21 protein-coding genes and 1 pseudogene are annotated in these 24,348 nt (G+C 62.7%); 8 read left to right on the top strand and 14 right to left on the bottom strand.

The window, feature by feature from the left end:
- Nucleotides 1-168 precede the first annotated feature (168 nt).
- Both argE and rpe read left to right on the top strand, forming a co-directional pair.
- Nucleotides 169-1,341 carry an acetylornithine deacetylase gene (gene argE, locus RBH77_RS23090; RefSeq protein WP_311029919.1) on the top strand — a complete coding sequence of 391 codons (1,173 nt, stop codon included), beginning with the start codon at nt 169-171 and terminating at the stop codon, nt 1,339-1,341.
- Between the two features lie 274 nt (nt 1,342-1,615).
- Nucleotides 1,616-2,302: a ribulose-phosphate 3-epimerase gene (gene rpe / locus RBH77_RS23085; RefSeq protein ID WP_311029918.1), complete on the top strand. Its 687-nt coding sequence runs from the start codon at nt 1,616-1,618 to the stop codon at nt 2,300-2,302.
- Nucleotides 2,303-2,305: 3 nt separating this feature from the next.
- Here the strand turns inward: rpe and RBH77_RS23080 are convergent, their stop codons facing one another.
- From RBH77_RS23080 to zwf, 4 genes are all read right to left on the bottom strand, one after another.
- Nucleotides 2,306-2,620, bottom strand: a complete 315-nt coding sequence (locus RBH77_RS23080; protein ID WP_311029917.1) for a hypothetical protein — start codon at nt 2,618-2,620, stop codon at nt 2,306-2,308.
- A 72-nt stretch (nt 2,621-2,692) separates the two neighbouring features.
- Nucleotides 2,693-4,510, bottom strand: a complete 1,818-nt coding sequence (gene edd / locus RBH77_RS23075) for a phosphogluconate dehydratase (RefSeq protein WP_311029916.1) — start codon at nt 4,508-4,510, stop codon at nt 2,693-2,695.
- 59 nt (nt 4,511-4,569) lie between these two features.
- Nucleotides 4,570-5,289: a 6-phosphogluconolactonase gene (gene pgl, locus RBH77_RS23070; protein WP_311029915.1), complete on the bottom strand. Its 720-nt coding sequence runs from the start codon at nt 5,287-5,289 to the stop codon at nt 4,570-4,572.
- Between the two features lie 13 nt (nt 5,290-5,302).
- Entirely contained in the window at nt 5,303-6,775 is a 1,473-nt protein-coding gene (gene zwf, locus RBH77_RS23065) for a glucose-6-phosphate dehydrogenase (RefSeq protein ID WP_311029914.1), read from the bottom strand.
- A 205-nt stretch (nt 6,776-6,980) separates the two neighbouring features.
- On the opposite strand from zwf, the gene RBH77_RS23060 reads away from it, so the two are divergent.
- The 4 genes and pseudogenes from RBH77_RS23060 (at nt 6,981) to RBH77_RS23050 (ending at nt 9,899) form a co-directional block, all read left to right on the top strand.
- Complete coding sequence (locus RBH77_RS23060; protein WP_311029913.1) at nt 6,981-8,456, top strand: aldehyde dehydrogenase family protein; 1,476 nt, start codon at nt 6,981-6,983, stop codon at nt 8,454-8,456.
- 45 nt (nt 8,457-8,501) lie between these two features.
- Nucleotides 8,502-8,798, top strand: a complete 297-nt coding sequence (locus RBH77_RS23055) for a nucleotidyltransferase family protein (protein WP_311029912.1) — start codon at nt 8,502-8,504, stop codon at nt 8,796-8,798.
- Nucleotides 8,799-8,918: 120 nt separating this feature from the next.
- Nucleotides 8,919-9,134, top strand: a pseudogene (locus tag RBH77_RS24055) (HepT-like ribonuclease domain-containing protein).
- A gap of 15 nt (nt 9,135-9,149) precedes the next feature.
- On the top strand, nt 9,150-9,899 hold the full coding sequence (locus RBH77_RS23050) for an SDR family oxidoreductase (RefSeq protein WP_311029911.1): 750 nt from the start codon (nt 9,150-9,152) through the stop codon (nt 9,897-9,899).
- Between the two features lie 11 nt (nt 9,900-9,910).
- Here RBH77_RS23050 and RBH77_RS23045 read toward each other — a convergent pair whose 3' ends face one another.
- The 8 genes from RBH77_RS23045 to aceA all read right to left on the bottom strand — a co-directional run bounded on the left by RBH77_RS23045 (nt 9,911) and on the right by aceA (nt 17,529).
- Complete coding sequence (locus RBH77_RS23045; RefSeq protein ID WP_311029910.1) at nt 9,911-10,675, bottom strand: amino acid ABC transporter ATP-binding protein; 765 nt, start codon at nt 10,673-10,675, stop codon at nt 9,911-9,913.
- Complete coding sequence (locus RBH77_RS23040; protein WP_311032660.1) at nt 10,672-11,352, bottom strand: amino acid ABC transporter permease; 681 nt, start codon at nt 11,350-11,352, stop codon at nt 10,672-10,674. Before RBH77_RS23040 ends, RBH77_RS23045 begins: the two co-directional genes overlap by 4 nt.
- 109 nt (nt 11,353-11,461) lie before the next feature.
- Nucleotides 11,462-12,232, bottom strand: coding sequence for an amino acid ABC transporter substrate-binding protein (locus RBH77_RS23035; RefSeq protein ID WP_311029909.1), 771 nt, complete (start codon nt 12,230-12,232; stop codon nt 11,462-11,464).
- 154 nt (nt 12,233-12,386) lie between these two features.
- Nucleotides 12,387-13,673 (bottom strand): NAD(P)/FAD-dependent oxidoreductase, encoded by a 1,287-nt coding sequence (locus RBH77_RS23030; RefSeq protein ID WP_311029908.1) that lies wholly within the window; start codon nt 13,671-13,673, stop codon nt 12,387-12,389.
- Nucleotides 13,674-13,722: 49 nt separating this feature from the next.
- The gene (locus RBH77_RS23025) at nt 13,723-15,156 is read right to left on the bottom strand and encodes a glutamine synthetase family protein (protein WP_311029907.1); all 1,434 of its coding nucleotides are present in this window, start codon (nt 15,154-15,156) and stop codon (nt 13,723-13,725) included.
- 76 nt (nt 15,157-15,232) lie between these two features.
- Nucleotides 15,233-15,694, bottom strand: a complete 462-nt coding sequence (locus RBH77_RS23020) for a response regulator (RefSeq protein WP_311029906.1) — start codon at nt 15,692-15,694, stop codon at nt 15,233-15,235.
- Nucleotides 15,695-15,901: 207 nt separating this feature from the next.
- Nucleotides 15,902-16,141 carry an SMc00767 family acetate metabolism repressor gene (locus tag RBH77_RS23015; protein ID WP_311029904.1) on the bottom strand — a complete coding sequence of 80 codons (240 nt, stop codon included), beginning with the start codon at nt 16,139-16,141 and terminating at the stop codon, nt 15,902-15,904.
- 74 nt (nt 16,142-16,215) lie between these two features.
- Nucleotides 16,216-17,529 carry an isocitrate lyase gene (gene aceA / locus RBH77_RS23010; protein ID WP_311029903.1) on the bottom strand — a complete coding sequence of 438 codons (1,314 nt, stop codon included), beginning with the start codon at nt 17,527-17,529 and terminating at the stop codon, nt 16,216-16,218.
- 247 nt (nt 17,530-17,776) lie between these two features.
- Between aceA and RBH77_RS23005 the strand changes: the two genes are divergently transcribed.
- Together RBH77_RS23005 and RBH77_RS23000 are read left to right on the top strand one after the other, a co-directional pair.
- Complete coding sequence (locus tag RBH77_RS23005) at nt 17,777-19,216, top strand: helix-turn-helix domain-containing protein (protein WP_311029902.1); 1,440 nt, start codon at nt 17,777-17,779, stop codon at nt 19,214-19,216.
- An 82-nt stretch (nt 19,217-19,298) separates the two neighbouring features.
- Nucleotides 19,299-20,858, top strand: coding sequence for a carbamoyltransferase C-terminal domain-containing protein (locus tag RBH77_RS23000; protein ID WP_311029901.1), 1,560 nt, complete (start codon nt 19,299-19,301; stop codon nt 20,856-20,858).
- Between the two features lie 155 nt (nt 20,859-21,013).
- Here RBH77_RS23000 and RBH77_RS22995 read toward each other — a convergent pair whose 3' ends face one another.
- On the bottom strand, nt 21,014-21,880 hold the full coding sequence (locus tag RBH77_RS22995; RefSeq protein ID WP_311029900.1) for an FkbM family methyltransferase: 867 nt from the start codon (nt 21,878-21,880) through the stop codon (nt 21,014-21,016).
- Nucleotides 21,877-24,333 carry a mechanosensitive ion channel family protein gene (locus RBH77_RS22990; protein WP_311029899.1) on the bottom strand — a complete coding sequence of 819 codons (2,457 nt, stop codon included), beginning with the start codon at nt 24,331-24,333 and terminating at the stop codon, nt 21,877-21,879. The genes RBH77_RS22995 and RBH77_RS22990 overlap by 4 nt, the downstream gene beginning before the upstream one ends.
- Nucleotides 24,334-24,348: the final 15 nt, after the last annotated feature.

Genomic DNA, 24,348 nt, shown 5'->3' with positions numbered 1-24,348 from the left:
AGGGGGGAGATCAGCGGCGTCAACCACCCCACCTGTTCTGCAACGCTGGAGATTGGCGGAAGTCGCGCCACAGGATGATCTCCCCCCTTGAGGGGGAGATGGCCGGCAGGCCAGAGGGGGGTGAGGCGGCTGAACACCGATTGCCTCTTCTCGCCGGAGGAGTCCTCCATGCCGCATGAACTACTGCCCGAGGCGAAGGCGATCCTCGCCGACCTGATCGCCTTTCCGAGCGTGTCCAGCGATTCCAATCTCGAACTGATCGCCTATCTCAATCGCAGGATCGACGAGGTCCACGGCCGTACGCGGCTGACCCTCGATGAGAGCGGCTCCAAGGCCAATCTGTTCGTCACCCTCGGCCCCGAGGACATGGACGGCGGCGTCGTGCTCTCCGGCCATACCGACGTGGTGCCGGTCGAGGGGCAGGACTGGTCGGCAGATCCATTCACGGCGATCGAGCGCGACGGCCGCATCTATGGCCGCGGCTCCTGCGACATGAAGGGTTTCATCGCCTGCGCCATGGCGCTCGCGCCGCGCTTCGCCGAAGCCGATCTGAAACGGCCGCTGCACATGGCCTTCACCTATGACGAGGAAGTAGGCTGCTTCGGCGCGCAGGTGATGCTGAAGGACCTTGCCGAATCCGGCCGCAAGCCGTCGGTCTGCATCGTCGGGGAGCCGACCTCGATGCGTATCATAGAGGGACATAAGGGCTGCTGCGAATACACCACCACCTTCACCGGCTTCGAGGGCCACGCCTCGACGCCGGAACGCGGCGTCAACGCCGTCGAATACGCGACCCGTTTCATCACGAGACTGCTTGAGATCGGCGAGGAACTGCGCGGCCGCGCGCCGGCACGTTCGCGGTTCGACCCGCCCTGGTCAACGATCCAGGTCGGCCGGATCGCCGGCGGTATCGCCCGCAACATCATTGCCGGCACGTGTTCGGTCGAATGGGAACTCAGGCCGGTGAACGCCGAGGATTTCCGCTTCGCCAAGGAGCATATCGGCGCCTATGTCGAAAACGAACTCTTGCCGCGCATGCGCAACGTGTGGACGGAAGCCGACATCGTTACCGAGATCGTTGGCGAGGTCACCGGCCTTCAGCCGATGGACCAGTGCGAGGCGGAGGCACTGGTGCGAACGCTGACCGGCGACCGCATGCCGGCTTTATGCGTCTCCTTCGGTACGGAGGCGGGGCTTTTCCAGCAATACGGCGTATCGACGGTCCTCTGCGGCCCCGGCTCCATCGACCAGGCGCACAAGCCTGATGAGTTCGTGGATATTTCGCAGTTGGATGCCTGCCTGGGTATGATCGAGAGGCTTGAGGAGCGGCTGACGAGGTGAGGGAAAAGGGAAGTTCGACCCCCACTCCGTCCCGCTTCGCGGGCCACCTCTCCCCCGCTCGATGGGGGAGAGGAAGCGCCGGCCGCAACGCTTGTCCCCTTCCTCTCCCCTTTTGAGGGGGAGAGGTGGTCGCGAAGCGGACGGAGTGGGGTCTGCGCGTCAAGATTCGCGCATCAAGATTCAATCGACGATTCCATTCGTTGCCGTCGACACGCGCGGCAAATCCCAGTAGGAAATTTCCCTTTCAAGCCTTGGGAACGCCGGGAACGAACGCATGAAAAAAGGGATCATCATCGCGCCGTCGGTCCTCTCCTCCGACTTCTCGCGGCTGGGCGAGGAAGTGGAGGCGGTTGCCGCCGCCGGCGCCGACTGGATCCATCTCGACGTGATGGACGGGCATTTCGTGCCGAACATCACCTTCGGCCCGCCGATCATCAAATCGATCCGCGACCGCACGAAACTTCCTTTCGACTGCCATTTGATGATAGCGCCGACCGATCCCTATCTCGCCGCATTCGCGGAGGCCGGCTGCGACCGCATTACGGTTCACGCCGAAGCAGGTCCGCATCTTGACCGCTCGTTGCAGGCGATCCGGAATCTCGGCAAGAAGGCCGGCGTCGCACTCAATCCGTCCACTCCGCCGAGCGTCATCGAATATGTGCTCGACCGGCTAGATCTCGTGCTTCTCATGACGGTCAATCCCGGTTTCGGCGGGCAGGCCTTCATCCCGGCCGTCGTCGAAAAGATCGCGCGGGTAAAGGCGCTGGTCGGCGACCGCCCGATCGAGATCGAAGTGGATGGCGGTGTCGCGCCCGACACGGCGCCGCTGGTGGCGAAGGCCGGCGCGACGGCGCTGGTGGCAGGCTCCGCCATCTTCACCAAGGGCGGCGAGAACGCCTACCGGAAGAACATCGCCGTGATCAGGAACGCCGCAGATGCCGCGATAGGGCTGGTAGTGTAGGTGTCAGTTGTTCCGGCTGCCCTTGCCGGGCATCGGTTTGCCGAAGCCGACCGCGTAGCTGATATAGCCGTGGATCTCGACCTTCATCTTGCCGACATGGAAAGATGTGGGCGTATCGCCGTCCGGCAGCACGTCGGGCTCGGGCTGCGGAGGATAGACGCCGTCATGGCTGGCGATCGGCTTCTGCGGGCGGACGCCGGGAAGGGCACCGTTGGCCGCACTGGCGCTTTCATCGGCCCATGCTGACGATGCGGCCAGCACCAGCAGCGCCGCCGGGATCGCGACCATTCCCCTAAGCATCCGTCTCCGTTCCGCCATCGCGGCGATCCTTCTAGCCGAATTGTCTCGACAAGATAGGCGCACCGCGCCATCGAGACAATTCACTCTTGCTTAAGCGAAGACGCTGGCGCCTGCATCGGCTCGCCCGACATTGGCGCGTAATGCTGCGAAAAGTTCGCGCCCATGGCCGAAGCCGTTGCCGGAAAGATCCTTCACTGGCAGCGGCCGCGACGCGAAGGCTTCCGCGTCGCTTAGCACTTCCAGCGTTCCCGCGACCGCGTCGAGCCGTACCAGGTCGCCATCCTGCACCTTGCCGATGGCGCCGCCTTCCGACGCTTCCGGCGTCACGTGGATCGCTGCCGGCACCTTGCCGGAAGCGCCGGACATGCGTCCGTCCGTCACCAGCCCGATCTTGTAGCCTCGGTCCTGAAGGACGCCGAGCGTCGGCGTCAGCCGGTGCAGTTCCGGCATGCCGTTCGCCTTCGGTCCCTGGAAGCGGATGATGGCGACGAAATCGCGGTTAAGCTTGCCGGCGCGGAAGGCGTCCTGCAGTTCCTCCTGGTCATCGAAGACGAGCGCCGGCGCCTCGACGATGCGCCGTTCGGGCTTCACCGCCGAAACCTTGATGATGGCATGGCCGAGGTTGCCGGACAGCACGCGGATGCCGCCGGTGGGTTGGAATGCCTTTGGTACTGACGCCAGCACTTTCTCATCGAAACTCTTTGCCGGCGCTGGCTCGCGCACGACCGAACCGTCCGCGCCAAGCTTCGCTTCCACCGCGTAGGGGCGCAGACCCTCGCCCCAGACCGTCTGCACGTCCTCGTGCAGCAGCCCGGCGTCGAGCAGTTCACGAATGAGGAAGCCCATGCCGCCCGCCGCCTGGAAATGGTTCACGTCTGCCATTCCGTTCGGATAGATGCGGGCCAGAAGAGGCACGATGTCCGAAATGTCGGAAATGTCCTGCCAGGTGAGGCGGATGCCGGCCGCAGCGGCGATCGCGATCAGGTGGATCGTGTGGTTTGTCGAGCCGCCGGTGGCGTTCAGCCCGACCACGCCGTTGACGATCGCGCGCTCGTCGATCATGCGCCCGGCCGGCGTATAGGCGTTGCCGAGATGGGTGATGGCCAGCGCCCGCTTCGCTGCTTCCTTGGTCAGCGCCTCGCGCAGCTTCGTGCCTGGATTGACGAAGGACGCGCCCGGCAAATGCAGGCCCATGATCTCCATCAGCATCTGGTTGGAGTTGGCTGTGCCGTAGAAGGTGCAGGTGCCGGGACTGTGATAGGATTTCGACTCTGCCTCCAGCAACTCGGCGCGCCCAACCCGCCCTTCGGCGTAGAGTTGCCGGACAGCCGATTTCTCGTCGTTCGGGATACCCGACGGCATCGGACCGGCGGGAATGAACACCGCCGGCAGATGGCCGAAGGAGAGTGCCGCGATCGCCAGACCCGGCACGATCTTGTCGCAGATGCCGAGGAAGACGGCGGCGTCGAACATATCGTGCGAAAGGCCGATTGCCGCGGCCATCGCGATCACGTCGCGCGAGAAGAGCGACAGTTCCATGCCGGGCTGACCCTGGGTAATGCCGTCGCACATCGCAGGCACGCCGCCGGCGACCTGCGCCATGCCGCCCGCCTCGCGCGCGGCCTCGCGGATCAGCGCCGGATAGGTCTGATAGGGCTGATGCGCCGAGAGCATGTCGTTATAGGCGGTGATGATGCCGAGATTGGGAATCTCGTTGCCGGCGAGCGCGGCCTTGTCATGCGCGGCGCAGGCGGCGAAGCCGTGGGCGAGATTTCCGCAGGAGAGCGTCGAGCGCTTGACGGTTCCGCCGGCAGCGCCGGCGATGCGCTCCAGATAGGCATCACGCGAGACTTTCGAGCGTTCGCGGATGCGCTCGGTGACGGCCATCAATTGCCGATGCACGCTCATTGTCGTCTTTCCTTTCCTCGCTCCGGGTCCTCCCGCCCGAACGGCTGGTTGCTGCGGTTTCAACCCTTCTCGCCGGGCTTCGGCGCCCAGTATATCTCGACCGGCGTTTTAGCGGCGTCGAAGACGGCCCGGATGGGAAGGCGCGGTCCGTCGCCCAGCGCCTTTTCCAGTACCTGCTTCTTGTCCGCCCCTTCGATGTGCAGGGCGAGGTGCCGCGCCCCGATCAGTGTCGGCAGCGAGAAGGTCAGACGCGGCTCGCCGGCGCTTGTCGCATGGATCGGAAGCACGATGCGCCTGCCGGAAAGGTCGAGCGGTCTCGCGAGTTCAGGATCGTCCGGGAAGAAGGAGGCTGTATGGCCATCCGGTCCCATGCCGAGCACGACGAAGTCGAACGGATAGGGGAGGGAGGACAGCGCCTTTTCGGCTTTGCCTGCGGCCTCCTCGACCGTCGCGGCCTCATGGTAAAGACCAACAAAATGCGCTGCCGCCGCGTTACCGCGCAAAAGGTCGGCGCGCACCAGCCCTTCGTTCGAACGCGGGGAAGATGGCGGCACGAAACGCTCATCCACCAGCGTGATCATGACCTTCGGCCAATCGATGTCGGTATCGGAGAGGGCCTTGAAGAGATGGACCGGCGTCGTCCCGCCTGAGACGGCGAGCAGCGCCTTGCCGCGCGCCTTGACTGCCTCGGTTAGCACATCGGCGATACGGCGGGCGAACGTATTCGCCAGCGTGCCGGGCGTCGCGAATTCGTGCCAATGGTGCTGGGGCGCGATCATATCTCTGCCCGCCTCAGTTGCTCTCGTGCCAGGTGCGGCCGTCGCGCTCGATGAGCGCTATGGAGGCCGATGGCCCCCACGTGCCGGCCGTGTAGCCCTGGGCCTGCTGCTGTGTGTCTTCCCAGGCCGCCTGGATCGTGTCGATCCAGTTCCATGCTGCCTCGACCTCGTCGCGGCGCATGAACAGCGTCTGGTTGCCGCGCACCACGTCCATGATCAGTCGCTCATAGGCGTCCGGATTGCGCACCTCGAAGGCCTGAGCGAAGCTCATGTCGAGCGGCACGTGCCTCAGCCGCATGCCGCCCGGACCCGGATCCTTGATCATGATCCACTGCTTGACGCCTTCGCCGGGCTGCAGGCGGATGACAAGCTGGTTGGCGACCAGCTTGCCTGCTCCCTCGCCGAAGATCGAATGCGGTATCTGCTTGAACTCGATGACGATTTCCGAAACGCGCGCCGCGAGCCGCTTGCCGGTACGGAGATAGAAGGGCACGCCGGCCCAGCGCCAGTTCTCGATTTCAGCCTTGATGGCGACGAAGGTTTCCGTGTCGCTTTCGTTGTTGCCGAGCTCTTCGAGGTAGCCTTTTACGGGCCCGTCGGCCGAAGCGCCGGCGCGGTATTGGCCGCGCACGGTGTTCTTTTGCGCGTTGCCGTTCTCGATATGCTTCAGCGCGCGGAGGATCTTCATCTTTTCGTCGCGCACGGAGTCCGCGTCCATCGATGCCGGCGGCTCCATCGCGACGAGACAGAGAAGCTGCAGCATGTGGTTCTGCACCATGTCGCGTAACGCGCCGGCCTTGTCGTAATAGCCGGCGCGGCCTTCCAGCCCCACCGTCTCGGCGACGGTGATCTGTACATGGTCGATATGAGCATTGTTCCACAGCGGCTCGTAGAGCGCGTTGCCGAAGCGCAGAACCATCAAATTCTGCACCGTCTCCTTGCCGAGATAATGGTCGATGCGGAAGATCTGCTGCTCGTCGAAGACCTTGCCGATAGCGTCGTTCAACGCCTTGGCGGACGTGAGGTCCCGGCCGATCGGCTTTTCCACGACGATGCGTGCATTCGGCGTCAGAAGGCTATGCGATTTCAGCTTCGCGGCGATCTCGCCGAAGATCGTCGGCGCCACTGCCATATAGAAGACGCGGATGCATTCGCTCTTGCCGACGGCCTTCTTCAAGTCGTCGAAGCCCGTGCCGGAGGTGGCGTCCGCCGATACCCAGGAGAGGCGGTCGAGAAAGCTCGCCAGCGCCTTCTTGTCGATCTCCCTGGCGTCGACATGCTCGATGATCGCCTTCTCGGCGAATTCCCGATAGGCCTTGTCTGACATCTTCGAGCGCGAGACGCCGATGATGCGTGTCGGCTCGGAAAACTGGCCGGCGATCTGTCGTTGATAAAGCGCTGGCAGAAGCTTGCGCTCGGCGAGGTCGCCCGTGCCGCCGAAAACGATGAAATCGAAGGGTTCGACGGGGATGGTTTGGCTGGTCATTGTCTGTCCATCTGCATGGCGATCGCAAAGCGATGCCGTCCTATAATCTAATCGATTTAATTTAGCCAGTGCGACATTGAGTCTGCCGTAGCCTTGACAGGGCGAATGGGGAGGCGTTTCACGGACGCGGTGGAATGTCCGGCGTATTCGCACATGCGGTCAAACTTGGTGCGACGCTGCCACAGAAGCAAGGAGAAATGCCAGGATGGGCGCTCATCTTTCACGTACCGTGGCCGAAGGCCTCGCCTTCATGCAGATCGTCGATGGCAAGCCGGTCGACTCGCTTTCCGGCCAGCGCATCGACGTGGCTTCACCGTCCGACGGCAAGGTGTTCGCCTCCATCCCGGCCTCCGGCGAAGCGGATGTCGACCGCGCGGTGAAGGCTGCGCGCCGTGCCTTCGAGGAAGGGCCATGGGGCCGTATGCCGGCGGTCGAGCGCGGCCGCTGCCTCACCCGGCTTTTCCAGCTTGTCGAGAAGAACGGCGAGGAACTGGCGGCGCTGGAATCGCGCGACACCGGCAAGCCGATCCGCCAGGGCAAGGCCGACGTCACCGCCACCATGCGTTATTACGAATTCTATGGCGGCGCCGGCGACAAGATCCATGGTGATACCATCCCTTTCCTTGAAGGGTTCACCGCCTTGACCCTGCGCGAGCCGCACGGCGTCGTCGCCGGCATCGTACCGTGGAACTATCCGCTGCAGATCACTGCGCGCGTCGTCGGCGCGGCACTTGCTATGGGGAATACGCTGGTGGTCAAGCCGGCGGAGGACGCCTCGCTGACCGCGCTCCGCGTCGCTGAACTGGCGCTGGAAGCCGGCATTCCGGCAGGTGTGCTGAACGTCATCACCGGCTACGGCCGGGACGCGGGCGCCGAACTTTCGGCGCATCCGGACGTGGACTACGTGACCTTCACCGGTTCACCCCTCACCGGCACCGCGATCCAGCAGGCGGCGGCGATCAACAATCGCGGCGTCACCATGGAACTCGGCGGCAAGTCGCCGCAGATCGTCTTCGCAGACGCGGATATCGAAGCTGCGCTGCCGGTGCTGGTCAACGCCATCATCCAGAATGGCGGCCAGACCTGCTCGGCCGGCAGCCGCATCCTGATCGAAAAGCCGATTTACGAGAAGGTTGCAGGCGCGCTAGCGGAGCGCTTCTCGAAACTGGTTGCCGCGCCGCATGACGCCGACCGCGATCTCGGCTCCATGATCAATCCTAAGCAGAAGGAGCGCGTCGAAGGCTACGTCGCGGCGGCGCGTGAAGCCGGTGTCCCGGTTCTGGCCGAAGGCTCCATTGATCCCGCTGCGCCTTCAGGCGGCTATTACGTGCGGCCCGCGCTGTTCGGCGCCGTAGATCCAGATGCAGCGATCGCGCAGGAGGAAGTATTCGGTCCGGTTCTGACGCTGTTCCCGTTCGAAGGCGAGGCCGAGGCGATCCACCTCGCGAACGACACAGAATACGGACTTGTCGCCGGCGTCTGGACGAAGGACGGTGCACGCCAGCACCGTGTTGCCAAGAAGGTCCGCGCCGGCCAGGTCTTCGTCAACGGCTATGGCGCCGGCGGTGGGATCGAACTTCCCTTCGGCGGCTTCAAGCGCTCCGGCCACGGCCGCGAAAAGGGTTTCGAGGCGCTCTACGACATGTCGGCGACCAAGACGATCGTCTTCAACCACGGATGATACGGCATTTGAAGAAAAGAAGCTTCCGGTATACTTTTAGAGGTCATGGAAGCTGATCGGATCATAGCCACGTTGCGGCAGCATCGGCGGGAGTTGAATGAGCAGGGTGTCGCACATATTGCCCTGTTCGGTTCCGTAGCGCGTGGAGAGGCGCGGTCTGACAGCGATCTCGATCTTATGATCGACCTTGATCCGCGATCGCACCTCAGCGTTTTCGATTATGTAGGGTTGAAAGAGTATATTGCCGGCCTGTTTGATGTCCCGGTGGATGTGGTCAACCGGGAGGGCCTCAAGCCTTACGTCAAGGCTGAGGCGCTCAACAAGGTCATACATGCCTTCTAGCGATACGCAGCGCGTCCTGAAGACGATTGCCTATCATATCGAGCTTGCGCGCCGCTTCGTCGACGGAATGTCTTACGATGATTTGATGATTTTGTTGCAGACGAGCGTACCCGCTATGCGGTGACCCGTTGTCTGGAGATCGTTTCGGAGGCCTCTCGCCGTCTGCCCGATGATGTGAAACGTCGCCACTCCGAGGTCCAATGATCGCGCATCGCTGGTGCAGGAAATGTATATCGACATGCCTATGAGGATGTCCTGCCGGGTATGTTATGGGCGACAGTGCAGGATCATTTGCAGGCACTCGAAGCTGCGGCAGGCGCCGAGTTGAACAGGTAGGGTAGGAAGACACGCATGGATCGTCTCAAGGGTAAAGTTGCAGTCATCACCGGCGCGGCGTCGGGTTTCGGCGAAGGCATGGCGAAGCGCTTCGCCCAAGAGGGCGCCAAGGTGGTCGTGGCGGATCTGAACGCCTCAGGTGCCGACCGCGTCGCCGGCGAAATCGGCGCGGCCGCGGTCGCGTGCAAGGCCGACGTTTCCAACCGCGCCGATGTCGACGCTATGGTCAAGCTGGCGATCGACCGTTTCGGTCGCCTCGATATCATGGTCAACAATGCCGGCTACACGCACCGCAACGGCGACATGCTGAAGGTCGACGAGAAGACCTTCGACACGATCGTGGCAGTAAACATGAAGGCGATCTATCTCGCCGCGCTTGCGGTCGTTCCGGTCATGGAGAAGCAGGGCGGTGGTTCCATCATCACCACCGCCTCCACGGCGGGCCTGAGACCGCGGCCGGGGCTTGCCTGGTACAACGCTTCCAAGGGCTGGGCGATCACCGCGACGAAGTCGATGGCGGTCGAGCTTGCGCCGAAGAACATCCGCGTCAACTGCCTCTGCCCCGTGGCCGGTGAGACCGGCATGCTGGCGCAGTTCATGGGCGAGGACACGCCCGAGAAGCGGGCGCTCTTCCGCGCCTCTATCCCGCTTGGCCGGCTGTCCACGCCGCTCGACATCGCCAACGCAGCACTCTGGCTCGCCTCCGATGAGGCGGAATTCATCACCGGCGTCGCGCTGGAGGTCGATGGCGGCCGCTGCATCTGATCCAGACGGCGCTATCCGGCCTGTGCCGCTTGCTCCTGCCTGAGCGAGGCGATGAAGCGCTTGGTGCGCTGGCGCTGCGGGTTGTCGAAGAGTTCGCGTGCCGGGCCGGTCTCTACTACCTCGCCCTGATCGAGGAACACCACTTCGTCGGCGACGCTTGAGGCGAGCCGCAAATCGTGGGTGGCCATCACCATGGTCGTGCCCTCGCGCGCAAGCTGGCTGAGCACCTCGACCACCTCCTCGGCAAGTTCGGGATCAAGCGCCGATGTCGGCTCGTCGCAAAGAAGCACGCGCGGCGAGGGCGCGAGCGCTCTGGCGATTGCGACGCGCTGCTGCTGGCCGCCGGAAAGATTGGCCGGCCAGGCGTCGGCCTTCTCGCGCATCCCGACCTTGTCGAGGAGTTCGAGCGCCCGCAGCCTTGCTTTCTCCTTCGGCCAGCGCAGCACGACGACCAATCCTTCCATGACATTCTCGATCGCGGTGCGATGGGGGAAGAGCTGGAAATTCTGGAAGATCATGCCGGTCTGCCGACGAAGCTTCTGGATCGCCGCCGTGGAGACCTTGCCACCGGGGTGGAATTCTATCTTGTCCTCGCCGATGCGCACCGTGCCGGAGGTCGGGATTTCGAGCAGGTTGATGCAGCGCAGAAGCGTGCTCTTGCCGCCGCCGGACGGTCCGATCAGCGCCGTCACGCTTCCTTCGCGGAAATTTTGCGTGATGCCTTTCAGCACCAGAAGGTCGCCGAAGCGCTTCTCGATTTTGGTGAGCCCGATCATGAGCGCGCCTCGATATAGCCGCCATAGCGCCCGAGCCGGGCTTCCAGCTTCGTCTGCAGCGAGGAAAGCACCGAACTCATCACCAGATAGATAAGCGCCGCCTCTATATAGAGTATCAGCGGTTCGTAGGTGGTGGCGACGATGCGCTGTGCCGCCTGGAAAAGTTCCGGCACGGTGATCGCGGCGGCAAGCGAAGTATCCTTTACCAGCGAGATGAAGGTGTTGGAAAGCGGCGGCACGGCGACGCGCGCCGCCTGCGGAAGGATCGTGCGCTGCATGGCCTGCCGCCATGTCATGCCGATCGAATAGGCCGCCTCCCACTGTCCGCGTGGCACCGACGCAATCACCGCCCGGATGATCTCCGACGTATAGGCGCCCACGTTGAGCGTAAAGCCGATCAGGGCTGCGGGGAAAGCGTCGAGCACGATGCCGACCGAGGGCAGGCCATAGAAGATGAGGAATAGCTGCACCAGGAGCGGCGTGCCGCGAATGATCCAGACATAGAAACGCACGACGGGAACCAGCGGACGGGGTCCGAATAGGCGGATAAGCGCTACAACGAGCCCGAGGATCAGGCCGAGCGCGAAGGAAAGCAGCGTCAGCGGCGCCGTGAATTTGATCGCTGCCCACAGCAGAGGGCCGAGCGATTCGATCATCAGTTGGAGCCAATGGGGCAGCATACGCGCTCCTCAAGGAAAGGCACGGCAACAGGGAAAAGCCGCACGGGCGACCTTGCGGCCGTTCCGTGCGGCGGTCAATGCGAGGGCAGTCGGGCGGCCGGCGCCGTTAGTTGGAGACGTCCTGCCCGAAATATTTGTCTGCGATCTTCTGGTAGGTGCCGTCGGCCTTGATGTCCGCGAGCGCCTTGTTGATAGCTGCCAGAAGTTTCGGCTCGCCCTTGGCGATGATGACGCCGGAATGATCGGCGTTCGCCTCCTGCGCGACGATCTTCACATTCGCGTCGGGCTTGTGCTTCTTGAAGTCGAGGAAGGAGAGGCTATCGTTAATAGTGGCGTCGGCGCGGCCATTGAGCACGAGTTGGATCGACTGGTCGAAACCGTCGGTGCCGACCAGTTCAGCGCCGCTCTGTTCCGCCAGCTTGCCGAAGTTCGAGGTCAGCGTCTGCGCCGACTTCTTGCCTTTGAGATCGGCGAAGCCGTGGATTTCCGAATTGTCGCCGCGCACGATCAGAACCGCCTTCGACGCGATATAAGGATCGGAGAAGTCGTATTTCTTCTTGCGCGCTTCCGTGATGCCTACCTGGTTGATGACGGCGTCGTAGCGGTCACCGTCTAGCCCGGCGATCAGCCCGTCCCATTTGCCTTCGAGAAATTGGGCTTTGACGCCTAGTTTCTCGGCAATTGCCCGGCCGATCTCGACATCGAAGCCGACGAGTTGGTTAGAAGAATCATGGTAGGTGAAAGGCGCGTAGGTACCTTCCGTGCCGATACGGAAGACGCCAGCTTCCTTGATCTTGTCGAGGGATGCCGCCTGTACGGGGAGTGCCGCTAGAAGGCCGAGTGCACCGGCGGCGACGAGGGAGGTAAACCATTTCATGGCTGTATTCCTGAAAAGCTGGGTTGATCGGTCGCGGAACATGTCAGAAGAGCAGGGCGCGCCGTAGCAAAATCATTCCGAAAAATAGGCATCGGAGAGAATATACTTGCGGCCGCGGGCTTCCTCCTAAACCGTTCGCGCTACCATGCCCCGATTATAACCTGTCCCTCAGCGCATACCAGTTGAGAGCCAGGAATAGGAGCGGCGCCCGCAGGAGCCGGCCGCCGGGGAAGGGTGGTATCTTCAGTTCTTCGAAAAGCCTGAGCCGGTCGCGGTTGCCGGCCACCGTCTCGGCATAGAGCTTGCCGACAAAATTCGACAGCATGACGCCATGCCCGGAATAGCCGCCGGCGGAGATGATATTGGGCATCACCTCCCGCACGAAGGGCCTGCGCGGCATGGTGATGCCGACATAACCGCCCCAGGCATGCGTGATCTCGATATCCTTGAGGGCCGGATAGATTTCGGCGATCTGCCTGCTGATGGCGTTCCTGATGCCGGCCGGCTCCGTGGTCGAGTAGATTTCGCGGCCGCCGAACAGAAGGCGGCCATCCCTGGTCCGGCGGAAATAGCGAACGACGAAGCGCGAATCGTCGACCGCCTCGAAGCCGGGCAACACCGGACTATCTTCGCCGAGTGGTACGGTCGCGCCGATGAACGAGCCTATCGGCATGACATGCGCCGCGCTCACGGGCTCCAGATCACCGCCATAGGCGTTGACGGCTATCAACGCCTTTTCGGCGATGATGGTGCCTTTTTCCGTTGCGACGCGCGCCTTTCCGCCGGAGGCGGAAATACCGGTGGCGCGCGTGTTTTCGAAGAGATGCGCTCCGGCCTCGGCGGCCACTCGCGCCGTGCCGATGGCGAGCTTCATCGGGTGGATATGGCCGGTACCCGTGTCGCGCACGCCACCGAAATAGCGGGTCGAGCCGAGGCGCTCGGCTGTCTCGCGTGCATCCATGAAGGTGATGTGCTCATAGCCGAAGCGGTTGCGGATGATCGCGGCGTGTGCCTCGTAGCTCTTCACGTAGCGCTTCTTGTGCGCGACCGACATCTGCCCCGGCAAATAGTCGATGTCGATATGGTTCATCGCCGCGAAGTCGAGCAGATGCGCCTTGGCCTCTTCGGCGAGATCGAACAGGGCCTTGGCACGGGTAAAGCCGAGTTCGGCTTCCAGTTCCTCCGCCCATGCCCGCTGCCCGGTGCCGAGCTGGCCGCCATTTCGGCCGGATGCGCCATCGCCGAAGCGATGCGCCTCGACAAGCGTCACGTCGATGCCTGCCTTGGCCAGATGCGCCGCCGCCGAAAGGCCGGTGAAGCCGCCCCCGACGATCACGACATCGGCACGGCGATCGCCATCCAAGACGGGATAGGTCGGCCGGTCTTCTACTGAATCTTCATACCATGAATAGCCTGGCGAAACGGGCGACTGATAGGCCATGATCTAACCGCACGTTTCAGAGGGCGGGCCGAAAGGCATCAAGTCCCGCTCACACATTCAACAGCAAAAACTCCCGCTCCCACGGGCTGATCACTTCCATGAAGGTCTCGAACTCGGTCCGCTTGATCGCCGCGTAGGTGGACGTGAAGGATTGGCCGAGAAGTTCTGTCAGCGCCGCGTCCTGTTCGAACAGTTCCACCGCTTCGAGGAGGCCGCGCGGCAGTTCGATCTCGTCCTCGTTCGCGGCGATCCCTACGGGCTGATCGGGTAACTCCTTCCGCTGCATGCCGATAAGCCCGCAGGCGAGCGAGGCGGCAAGCGCCAGATAGGGGTTGGCGTCGGAGGAGGGGATGCGGTTTTCGATACGCCGTCCGGCCGGCTCCGAACGCGGCACCCGGAAGGCGGTAGTACGGTTGTCGTATCCCCATTTCGTGTTGACCGGCGCGGAGGCCCCCTGTGTCAGGCGCCGGTAGGAGTTCACGTAAGGCGCGAACATGACGAGCGCGCTTGGTACATGGCGCTGCATGCCGCCGATGAAATGGCGAAACGCGTCGGATTCGCTGCCATCTTCCGCGGTGAAGATATTGTCGCCTGTCCTGATACCCACGACCGACTGGTGGATATGCATCGCCGAGCCCGGCTGCCCCTGGATGGGCTTTGCCATGAATGTCGCATAAGTGTCGTGCTTGAGCGCCGCCTCGCGGATGGTGCGCTTGAACATGAAGACCTGGTCGGCCAGCGCGACCGGATCGCCGTGGCGGAGATTGATCTCGAGCTGGCCCGCGCCCTCCTCGTGGATCAATGTATCGATCTCCAGTCCTTGGCCCTCGCAGAAATGATAGATGTCGTCGATCAGCTCGTCGAATTCGTTGACGCCCGCGATCGAATAACCTTGTCCGCCGCCGATGGGCCGTCCCGAACGGCCGACCGGCGGAGTAAGCGGGTAATCCGGATCCGGATTCTTGCGCACCAGGTAGAACTCGATCTCCGGCGCGACGACCGGCCGGTAGCCGAGCGCCCCGTAGGCGGCGACCACTTTCTTCAGCACGTTGCGCGGCGCGAATTCCACGCCGCGCCCGTCCTGGTGCACGAGATCGCAGATCACCTGGGCGGTAGGGTCATCCTCCCACGGCACAACACTGAGCGTCGAGAGATCCGGCACAAGCTTCAAGTCGCCGTCATCTTCCGGGTAGGCGAAGCCGTTTCCGTCTTCCGGGTATCTTCCGGAAATCGTCGCCATGAACACGGCCGAAGGCAGCGCCAGCGACGTGTTGGAGGTGAATTTCTTCGTCGGCATCATCTTGCCGCGAGCGACGCCGGCCTGGTCAGGCGTGATGCACTCGATGTCCTCGATGCCGCGCCATTCGAGCCATCCGCGTGCTTCCTTCCAGTTGCGGACCCCGCGCTCGTTCTTCACGAAAGCCGGCGTGCGCACCCGAGCGCTGCGGCCGGCAGGCCGGACACCCTTCTTCTCAGAAACCATCCATCACCAGCTAGTTGCCCTACACGCGAGTATAGCTGGCGTGGGTGTGGAAAGGAAAGGCCCGTGCGGCAAAACCCTAGCTGCCGCGGGCGCCTTCCACGAGCTGCTTGATCTTCGGCTGCAGAGCATCAGGCGTGATCGGCTTGGCGATGATCGCATCGGCAATGTTGGCGAAAGGCGAATCCGCCGACAGGCTTTTGGTCGAGAGCACGATCAGCATCGGCAACCTGCTTCCGGAGGCCCGCCGATGATCGACGATGGCGGACGCGATCGGGTGGATTTCCTCATGATTGGGACCGCAGTCCAGAAGGACGAGGCCAGGCTGTTGCGAAAATAGCGCTTCCGTGGCGCGTTGCGGTGTTTCGCAGGCCACTTTCAGCCCCGCCTGCTCGGCGATCCGCGAGACAACGATGCGATTGATCGGTGAAGAGCAGACGATCAGGGCGAGGGACAGATTCACGGCCTGAACGCCGGACTGTCGAACCGTGCCTACGCGCACTCCAAGGTCCAGGCGCCTCTCGAAACTCATTTCCGTCATTGCGCCCACCGCCCATAGATTCAATGTATGGTTGAGGACGCTAGCGATGCACCGTTAAGATAGGGTTGACCGCAAAGCATGAACTTTACATGTCGGCAGTTCTTTCCACGAAAAACAATTGCAAAGCTGTGCAATTTTTCCATTGTTGCACAGATTTGCAAGTATTCGTCACAAAGATATGGAATTCGTTCTGTGCCTGCTGGTCTTTCACGCCGCACTCTGCGTGACTACGACCGGAATGAGCAGGTCACCCCAGTTTCCATTGCCGCCATGATGGCGGGCGGAGCGGACGAGTTCAACCGAAACGCCCGCCTCGACCGCCTTCATCACGGACTGGTTGAGCCGATGAAGGTCATTGGCCAGCATGCGGATGGCCGCCTGCTGATCGGTGTTCATGGCGGATGACTGCTCCTCCGCGCGTTCCTTGACTCGTGTGATCGATCCCATCGGTGTTCTCCTTCCTGCCTTGTCGATGCGTTATCCGGAATGGAGCGGCGGCTCCGGAAAGCCGCCGCGATCTGTCATTCGGCGGCGGGCCTGAATTCCGCCTTCTCCTCCGGCCGGAACTGGTCGTGCTCCGTTGAGCCGTGCATCGCGGTCGTGGACGACTTGCCGCCGGTGATCGCCATCGAGACGGCGTCGAAATAGCCCGTTCCGACCTCGCGCTGATGCTTGGTCGCAGTGTAGCCGCTAGCCTCCGAGGCGAATTCGGCCTCCTGCAACTCCGAATAGGCTGCCATTTGGCGGTCCTTGTAGCCGCGCGCCAGTTCGAACATGCCGTGGTTGAGCTGGTGGAAGCCGGCGAGCGTGATGAACTGGAACTTGTAGCCCATTGCGCCGAGTTCGCGCTGGAATTTGGCGATCGTTGCCTCGTCGAGGTTCTTCTTCCAGTTGAAGGAAGGCGAGCAATTATAGGCCAGAAGCTGGTCCGGATAGTGCCGGCGCACGCCCTCGGCGAATTTCCTCGCCTGTTCGAGGTCCGGCTTGGAGGTCTCGCACCAGATGAGGTCCGCATAGGGCGCATAGGCGATGGCGCGGGCGATGCAGGACTCAATCCCGTTGCGGATGTTGTAGAATCCCTCCGGCGTGCGGTCGGCGTCGTAGTCGACGAAGGGCCGGTCGCGCTCGTCGATGTCCGAGGTGAGCAACTTCGCGGCTTCCGCATCCGTGCGCGCGACGACCAGCGTCGGCGTGCCCATCACGTCGGCCGCGAGGCGGGCGGCAGTGAGGTTGCGGATATGCGCCGCGGTCGGGATCAGCACCTTGCCGCCGAGATGGCCGCACTTCTTCTCCGAGGCGAGTTGGTCCTCATAATGGACGCCGGCCGCGCCGGCCTCGATGAAGGCCTTCATGATCTCGAAGGCGTTGAGCGGCCCGCCGAAGCCGGCCTCCGCATCCGCCACGATCGGCGCGAACCACGTCTCGACCGACAGGCCCTTGCCTTCCGAAACTTCGATCTGGTCGGCGCGCTGTAGCGTGCGGTTGATGCGACGGACCAGTTCCGGGGCAGCGTTGGCCGGATAGAGCGACTGATCCGGATACATCGCCGAGGCCGTATTGGCGTCGGCGGCGACCTGCCAGCCGGACAAGTATATGGCCTTCAGGCCCGCGCGGACCTGTTGCATGGCCTGGTTGCCGGTCATCGCGCCGAGCGCGTTGATGAAATCCTCCTCGTGGATGAGCTTCCACAACCGGTTGGCGCCTTCTTCGGCAAGCGTATGGCGGATGCGGACAGAGCCGCGCAGGCGCTCCGCGTCTTCAGGCGAATAGGTGCGCTCGACGTGATCGAAGCGGCCTTCGGGCGCAGAGGGAACAAGGTTGTAAAAATCAGTCATCGTCTTTCCTGTCTTTTTCGCTTGCGCCCGGCTGAGCAGGCATCGTCTCGGGAGGAATGGCATATTCCTGTGACTTCATTTACATTGCGCCGCAAAACAGTCGAGTGAGCTGGCGAAAAGAAGCAGGGAAATCGGGAAATGCTGTATGGATTTTTACGAAGGGGCTCTGTAACGATGTAAAAAATGTAAAAGTGCTATTGCCGATTACGTAAATGCTGATCTGTAACAATCGTGTCAAAGGGTAAGGATGGCCGATCAGAAAATCTTCGCGGGACCGCGCATCCGCCGCATCCGCAATTCGCTCGGCCTGACGCAGACCGCGATGGCCGAGGGGCTCGGCATTTCGCCATCCTATCTCAATCTCATCGAGCGCAACCAGCGCCCGTTGACGGTGCAACTCATCCTGAAGCTTGCCTCCGCCTACCACGTCGAGCCTGAGGATTTGCAGGCGGAGGCCGGTGCCTCGATCGCAGCGCTGAAAGAGGTCTTTGCCGACCCGCTACTGGCTGGCGAATTGCCGGGCGACCAGGAAATCGTCGAGATAGTCGAGGCGGCCCCTAATGCTGCGGCCGGTATCGTCAAGCTGTTCCGCGCCTACCGCGAGCAGGCGGCCCGTCTTTCCGACCTCACCGAACTGCTTGCCCGCGAGGGTAAGGCGACCGCGCTGTCGGCGACACGACTGCCGATCGACGAGGTGAGGGAAGTGTTTGAGCGTCGGCCCAATCATTTCCCGTCACTAGAGGATGAGGCTGAGGCTTTCACGGCCTTGCTCGATCCGGGTGACGATCTGGCGGGCAGCCTGAGGGCCTGGCTGAAGCGTGAGCACGGAATTGCGGTCAGGGTGCTGCCGGTCGCCACCATGCCCAACTGGCGCCGACGCTACGACCGCCACACGCAGCGCCTCTTCATTTCAGAGCGGCTCTCCGTCTTCGACCAATTGCGCGAGATCGCCATGGAGGCCTGCCTGATGCGCATGAGTGTGGCGATCGCGGCGGAAATCCAGGCGCTGAAGCTTTCCTCCGACGAGGCGCGGCGGCTCGCCCGCTTCGAGCTTGGCCGCTATGCCGCGCATGCGCTGATGATGCCTTACCGGCCGTTCCTCTCCGCTGCACAACGCGCGCGCTACGATGTGGATGTGCTGCGCTCGCGCTTCGGCGTTTCTTACGAGCAGGCGGCAAACCGGCTGACCATGCTGCAGAAGCCGGGTGCGGCGGGGGTGCCGTTCTTCATGCTGGAGATCGATCATGCCGGGCATCGGTTCCGGCGGGCCGGCGCGCAGGGCTTCCCGCAAAGCAGGTTCGGCGGCGAATGCCCGAAGCTGCCGGTTCATGCCGCCTTCGCGCAGCCAGGTCGCATTCTGGTCGAGGCCGTGGAAATGCCGGATGGCGCGGAATTCCTCTGCATCGCTCGCACGCTGGAGGGGCCGCAGGGCTCTTTCACCGAGCGCCCGCGCCGCACCGCGCTCCTGCTCGGCTGCGACATCGGCTTCCGTGACGAGATCGTCTATGGCGCTGCGCTGCCGGGTGGGGAGAAAGGCCGGGAGGGCAGTGTCGCTGCGACACCCGTCGGCCCGGCCTGTCGCCTTTGCGAGCGCACCGGCTGTCTCGCCCGCGCAGAGCCGCCGGTCACCCGACCGCTGGGTCTCGACGAGATGGTGACAGGCTTGTCGGCGTTCGATTTCCAGTGAGGCCTCGACTTTGGCGAAGTTGTCTTTCGGCACTTCTCCGATTAACTGCCTGTTCACCCCGCCGCCCTTCCTCGGAGCCCTCATGAAAATCTTCGCCTACAAGCCGGGCCATGACGGACACGTCGCGCTTATCGAAGACGGGGTCCTGGCCTGGTCGATCGAGGCGGAGAAGGATTCCGGCCCGCGCTATGCGCCGATCACGCCGGAATTGATGCTGCGCGGCCTGTCGCTTGCCGATGACGTCCCTGATGTCGTCGCCGTCTCCGGCTGGCTGAAATCCTTCCGTCCGATGGAAGGGCCGATCGGCGCCGGCTATTTCGGCGTCGGGCCGGAAAGCGTCATGGAGCGGCCATGGCGTTTCCAGGGCAGAAGCGCGCGCTGGTTCTCCTCCTCGCATGAGCGGTCGCATATCATCGGTAGCTACGCCATGTCGCCTTTTCCGCAAGGCGAGCCCTGTTACGCGCTGGTCTGGGAAGGCGTCATCGGCTCCTTCTATCGCATCGATCAAAAGCTCAACGTCACGAAGCTCGGCACGCCGATGAACGGGCCGGGCCACAAATACGGCTTCCTTTACGGCCTCGCCGATCCTGGCTATCCCGCCGATGCACGAAAATCCCGGCGCGAGGATGCCGGCAAGCTGATGGCGCTGGCGGGTTTCGGTCAGGAGAGCGCCGAGACGCCGGAGGAACGCCGCCTTATGGAGCGCATCTTTGCGCATGATGCGGAAACCACTCCCTTGCGTAAGGCCGATTTCGCCGACGATCCCTTTTTCAACATCGGGCTGGCGTCGCGGGAATTCCAGAATCTGGCTCGACGTTTCCAGAACGAGGTCTTCTCTCGTTTCCACGATTTCGCCAGTCGGAAAATGAGGGATGGCCTGCCACTTCTGATTTCCGGCGGCTGCGGCCTGAACTGCGACTGGAACAGCCTTTGGCGGAATTCCGGCCTTTTCGCCGACACCTTCGTGCAGCCCTGCGCCAACGATTCCGGCTCTGCGATCGGCACCGCCGCCGACGCGCAATTCCATCTGACCGGCAACGCCAAGATCGAGTGGACAGTCTATGCCGGCGAGGAATTTGTCGACGATGAGGCCGATCTTTCTGGCTTCGAGGCGCGATCTTTCACGGACGCGGAAATCGCCGATCGGCTCGCTGCCGGCGCTGTCCTCGCCTGGGTGCAGGGGCGCTACGAGATCGGCCCACGCGCCCTCGGCAATCGCTCGCTGATCGCCGCACCCTTCACGGTGGAAACCCATACGCGCTTGAACGCGATTAAGAAACGCGAGGGCTTCCGCCCGATCGCACCGATCGTGATGGAGGAGGAATTCGGCCGGCTCTTCGAAAATCACGGTCCGAGCCCGCATATGCTCTATTTCCAGCGTGTGCTGAGTGACGAATTGAAGGCCGTCACCCACGTTGATGGCTCCGCGCGCGCCCAGACCGTTTCAGAGACGGACAACCCGCGCATGCACGCGCTGCTTTCAACGTTCCGCGACAGGACCGGCTTCGGCGTGCTCTGCAACACCTCGCTCAATTTCAACGGCAAGGGCTTTATCAACCGCCTCTCCGATCTCGCCCGCTACGCGCGCGATACCGGCCTCGACGGCTTCGTCGTCGGCGATACCTTCTATCGGAAGGCGTGATGTTTGGGCCTCGCTCATGTTCGGTGCGTCCTTCGAGGCTCCGCTTCGCGGAGCACCTCAGGATGAGGAAGATTTGCACCAGTCTCCCTCATCCTGAGGTGGGAGCGAAGCGAGCCTCGAAGGACGCACCTTGACCTGACGAAATGGCCTAATCGTCACCGCGCAAGTTGCAGGATGACATTCTCCGTCGTCCCGGCAACGCGCTCATAGCCGCGCTTGGCTAATTCCGCCAGGCAATCCCGCTCCCAGCGGCCGCTCAGTACCGTCTCGATCATGATCGTTTTCGGCCAGCAATCTCGTGACGCATGATCGAAATAAGAGAGCAGCGCGCGGTCTTCGTAACCTTCGACATCGACCTTTATGACATCGATACGGAGGATTTTCTGTTCCAGGAGGATATCGGCGAGCGGCCTGATGGCGACCATTACGTTGGCCCTCCTGTCCGCTGTCTGGCTCGCAAGCAGCGATGCCCCACCGACATTGCCGCCGCCGTCGAAACGCAGCGTTGCCACTCCCGCTTCCGGCCCCGCAGCGACGTTCAGGCAGCGGACATTTTGCAATCCGTTCGCCGTGCGATTGAATTCCAGCTTGGCGAAGGTACGCGGATGCGGTTCGAGCGCGATCACGATGCCGGCCGGGCCGACCCGCCTTGCGGCCCATAGCGCATAGGTGCCGACATTCGCGCCGATATCGACGAAGATCGCGCCGCTGCCGAGGAAGGGCGCAAGCAATTCGTGCTCTTGTCCTTCCGGCAGCGCCCCGCGTCCGACGATGATGCGGTCACAGCGATTTTCGGCCGGATAGGCGCGGAATCGAAGGTTCTCGACGGTGACGTCGAACGGGCCGAACTGTCCGGCGGGAATGCGCTTGCGGTTGGCCTTGCGGATGTCGGCGGGTAGCTCGCGGTCGGTCGCCAGCCGCCATGCCTCGCTTGCCGCCTCATCGAGCGCGCATGAGCCGAAAACGCTCTTGGTGTCGAGGTCCGGGAAAGTCCTTTTTGCAGCCACCGAGGAAGCGGTCAAAGCGCGCTCGCTGCCGCCTTGCCCGGATCCGGCAGTGCCCTGCGCTTCGCCTCCTCCTCGTCGATCACGGACCTTACCGAGCCGGCGATCGCTTCACGCTGCTCTGGTGTAAGGATTTCCGCATGGACGCCGTCGGCCAGTTTCACCGTCACCTCGCGGTGGGCGAAATGCACGCCTTCTTTTTCGAATATCTCGCGGATCGCCGAATAGATCACCTTGCGTGTGACGAACTGATCGCCCGGCCGCGTCATGAATTTGACGCGCACGATCATGGCCGAATCTTCCATGGCGTAGACGCCCTGGGATTTCAGCGGCTGCATGAACAGTGGCCCGATCACCGGATCCTCGAGCAATTGCTGGCCGAGCTTCTTGATGAGCTTGCGTACTTTTTCGACATCCGTGTCGTAAGTCAGCCTGAGCGGCAGCTTCATCATCACCCAGTCGCGCGAATAGTTCGTCAATTGCTTGATCTCGCCGAAGGGAACCGTGTGCAGCGCGCCGAGATGGTGCCGGAGTTGGAAGGAGCGCATGGATATCTTTTCGACGACACCCTTCACTTGCCCGATATCGACATATTCACCTTTGCGGAACGCGTCGTCGATCAGGAAGAACGCGCCGGAGAAGATGTCCCTGATCAGCGTCTGCGCGCCGAAGCCGATGGCGATACCGACCAGCCCGGCGCCCGCGAAGAGCGGCGCCACGTTCACACCGAGATAGGAGAGGACGAAGATGAAGGCGAATACGACGATCGCACAGATGATGACGTTGCGGAATACGGGGAGCAGCGTCGCCAGCCGCGATTGGCCTCGCCCGGCCTCGCCCTCCCCCTCGCCGGGATTGATGGGATGATCGTCGAGGCTGCCTCCCTCCTCGATGATCTTGGTGTCGATGAAGTTGTTGATGGCGCGGTAGCTCGACCCGGCCAGGAAAAGGATGAGCAGGATATCAAGTGTGGAGGTGAGCGCGTGCCCCCATTCGCTGTCCATGTCGAGACCCCACAGCCGGGCGAGCCCGCCGACCGAAACGATCAGGATCACCGCCATTATGGCGTTCTCGAAGAAATCCTTGAAGGCTGGCCGGAACTCGCGCGGCCGGTCCTTCGGCCTTTCGACCGGTGAGTGAACGCTCATTTCCTCGCCATCTTCGAGAAGGTCGCGTTCGTCTTCGCTGCGGTTCGCGGCGATTTCCTGTGCTGCCTGTGCCCGGCGCCAGGCCCGGTGCTCGGACAGCGATTTGAGGATCTGCTCACGCCGGAAGGCGGTTGCCCGGGCCTCGTAGATCAGTTCGAGAAGGTAGCTGGCGACGCCATAGGCGAAAATCGCCACCACGAAGACGATAATCGGCGCGCCGACCAGCAGATAACCGCCTGGCAGGCCAAGCGACAGCCGTATCGAACTGACGAACCATGCCGCTGCCAGATAGATGAGGATGAGCGGCAGCACCGAAAGCGCGAGCACACGTTTCCAGGCCGGCTTTCGCTTCGGATCGCCCGGACCGAGCCTCATCTCGTACAATTCATTGCGATGCCGGATCGCCAGCGTGCCGAACATGACCGCCGAGATCAGCATGCCGATGATGAAGCCCAGTCTTTGCGCGTCGTTGTCGAGTTCCAGCGCCTGGATCCAGCGGCAGATGCCGATGATGAAAGCCGAAACGCCCAAAACCACCGACCAGTCCCGATAGAGTCTGTGCGCCGCTTCGTTGGAAAGGTTGACGAGACGATGGGCCGGAACGTCGGGCGCAAGGAAATTGTAGAGGATCACGTGGCGCAGGATCTTGTATCCGGCATAGGTCGAGACGATCACGAAGATCGTCCTGCGCGACGCTTCCTCTCCGGTGTCGAAGATGACCGCCACCAGGACAGCGGTGACGAACATCATCGCGGTCGAGACCAGCATCCATCCGGCCCGCCCGAGCAGATATTGCAGCTTGCCGGAGCGCCGCTTCTCGTTCGGATTGTAGACATAGCCGAAATGGTCGCGGCCCCATCGCGCGGTCGTCCGGAAGAGCAACGTGCCGAGCATCAGCCCGCCGAACGCCGTCGCCAGCGCCTGCGCCACCCAAAGCATCGTGCCGTCCGGTCCCGCCGATTTCAGGATGGCGGGCAGGCCGGCCACGAACAGCTTGGTATTGTGGAACATCTTGGAGACGTTCGCGCGCGCCTGCAGAAGGCTGGTATTCGAAAGCGACATGCCCATCGTGTCGGGATGCACGGTTTTCCTCGGCTCGCCCGGCTTGACGACGATGACGGTTGAACCCGCCTTCCGTGCTTCTTCGAGGAAAGAATCAAGCGATCCCGGTTGTCCGGCGCCCGACGAGCCCTCGGCCTTGCTGAGAAGTGGATTGGCGGCGAATGCAAATGTCGGTGCTATCGCACCGATCCCGGCCGCGATGGCCACGAAAAGCATCAGCCGGAGGAAGAGCGTCCTGATTCCGATTGCGTGCAAGTCCATATTCTTTCCAATAGC

The organism is Mesorhizobium koreense (genome assembly GCF_031656215.1).
Lineage (GTDB): Bacteria > Pseudomonadota > Alphaproteobacteria > Rhizobiales > Rhizobiaceae > Mesorhizobium_L > Mesorhizobium_L koreense.
Note: the sequence above shows the minus strand (reverse complement) of the source record. Positions and strands in the feature narration are given on the sequence as shown.

Excerpts from the sequence above, each read along its gene's own strand:
- argE (WP_311029919.1), top strand. The coding sequence starts at position 169 with ATGCCGCATGAACTACTGCCCGAGGCGAAGGCGATCCTCGCCGACCTG.
- rpe (WP_311029918.1), top strand. The coding sequence starts at position 1,616 with ATGAAAAAAGGGATCATCATCGCGCCGTCGGTCCTCTCCTCCGACTTC.
- RBH77_RS23080 (WP_311029917.1), bottom strand. The coding sequence starts at position 2,620 with ATGGCGGAACGGAGACGGATGCTTAGGGGAATGGTCGCGATCCCGGCG.
- edd (WP_311029916.1), bottom strand. The coding sequence starts at position 4,510 with ATGAGCGTGCATCGGCAATTGATGGCCGTCACCGAGCGCATCCGCGAA.
- pgl (WP_311029915.1), bottom strand. The coding sequence starts at position 5,289 with ATGATCGCGCCCCAGCACCATTGGCACGAATTCGCGACGCCCGGCACG.
- zwf (WP_311029914.1), bottom strand. The coding sequence starts at position 6,775 with ATGACCAGCCAAACCATCCCCGTCGAACCCTTCGATTTCATCGTTTTC.
- RBH77_RS23060 (WP_311029913.1), top strand. The coding sequence starts at position 6,981 with ATGGGCGCTCATCTTTCACGTACCGTGGCCGAAGGCCTCGCCTTCATG.
- RBH77_RS23055 (WP_311029912.1), top strand. The coding sequence starts at position 8,502 with ATGGAAGCTGATCGGATCATAGCCACGTTGCGGCAGCATCGGCGGGAG.
- RBH77_RS23050 (WP_311029911.1), top strand. The coding sequence starts at position 9,150 with ATGGATCGTCTCAAGGGTAAAGTTGCAGTCATCACCGGCGCGGCGTCG.
- RBH77_RS23045 (WP_311029910.1), bottom strand. The coding sequence starts at position 10,675 with ATGATCGGGCTCACCAAAATCGAGAAGCGCTTCGGCGACCTTCTGGTG.
- RBH77_RS23035 (WP_311029909.1), bottom strand. The coding sequence starts at position 12,232 with ATGAAATGGTTTACCTCCCTCGTCGCCGCCGGTGCACTCGGCCTTCTA.
- RBH77_RS23030 (WP_311029908.1), bottom strand. The coding sequence starts at position 13,673 with ATGGCCTATCAGTCGCCCGTTTCGCCAGGCTATTCATGGTATGAAGAT.
- RBH77_RS23025 (WP_311029907.1), bottom strand. The coding sequence starts at position 15,156 with ATGGTTTCTGAGAAGAAGGGTGTCCGGCCTGCCGGCCGCAGCGCTCGG.
- RBH77_RS23020 (WP_311029906.1), bottom strand. The coding sequence starts at position 15,694 with ATGACGGAAATGAGTTTCGAGAGGCGCCTGGACCTTGGAGTGCGCGTA.
- RBH77_RS23015 (WP_311029904.1), bottom strand. The coding sequence starts at position 16,141 with ATGGGATCGATCACACGAGTCAAGGAACGCGCGGAGGAGCAGTCATCC.
- aceA (WP_311029903.1), bottom strand. The coding sequence starts at position 17,529 with ATGACTGATTTTTACAACCTTGTTCCCTCTGCGCCCGAAGGCCGCTTC.
- RBH77_RS23005 (WP_311029902.1), top strand. The coding sequence starts at position 17,777 with ATGGCCGATCAGAAAATCTTCGCGGGACCGCGCATCCGCCGCATCCGC.
- RBH77_RS23000 (WP_311029901.1), top strand. The coding sequence starts at position 19,299 with ATGAAAATCTTCGCCTACAAGCCGGGCCATGACGGACACGTCGCGCTT.
- RBH77_RS22990 (WP_311029899.1), bottom strand. The coding sequence starts at position 24,333 with ATGGACTTGCACGCAATCGGAATCAGGACGCTCTTCCTCCGGCTGATG.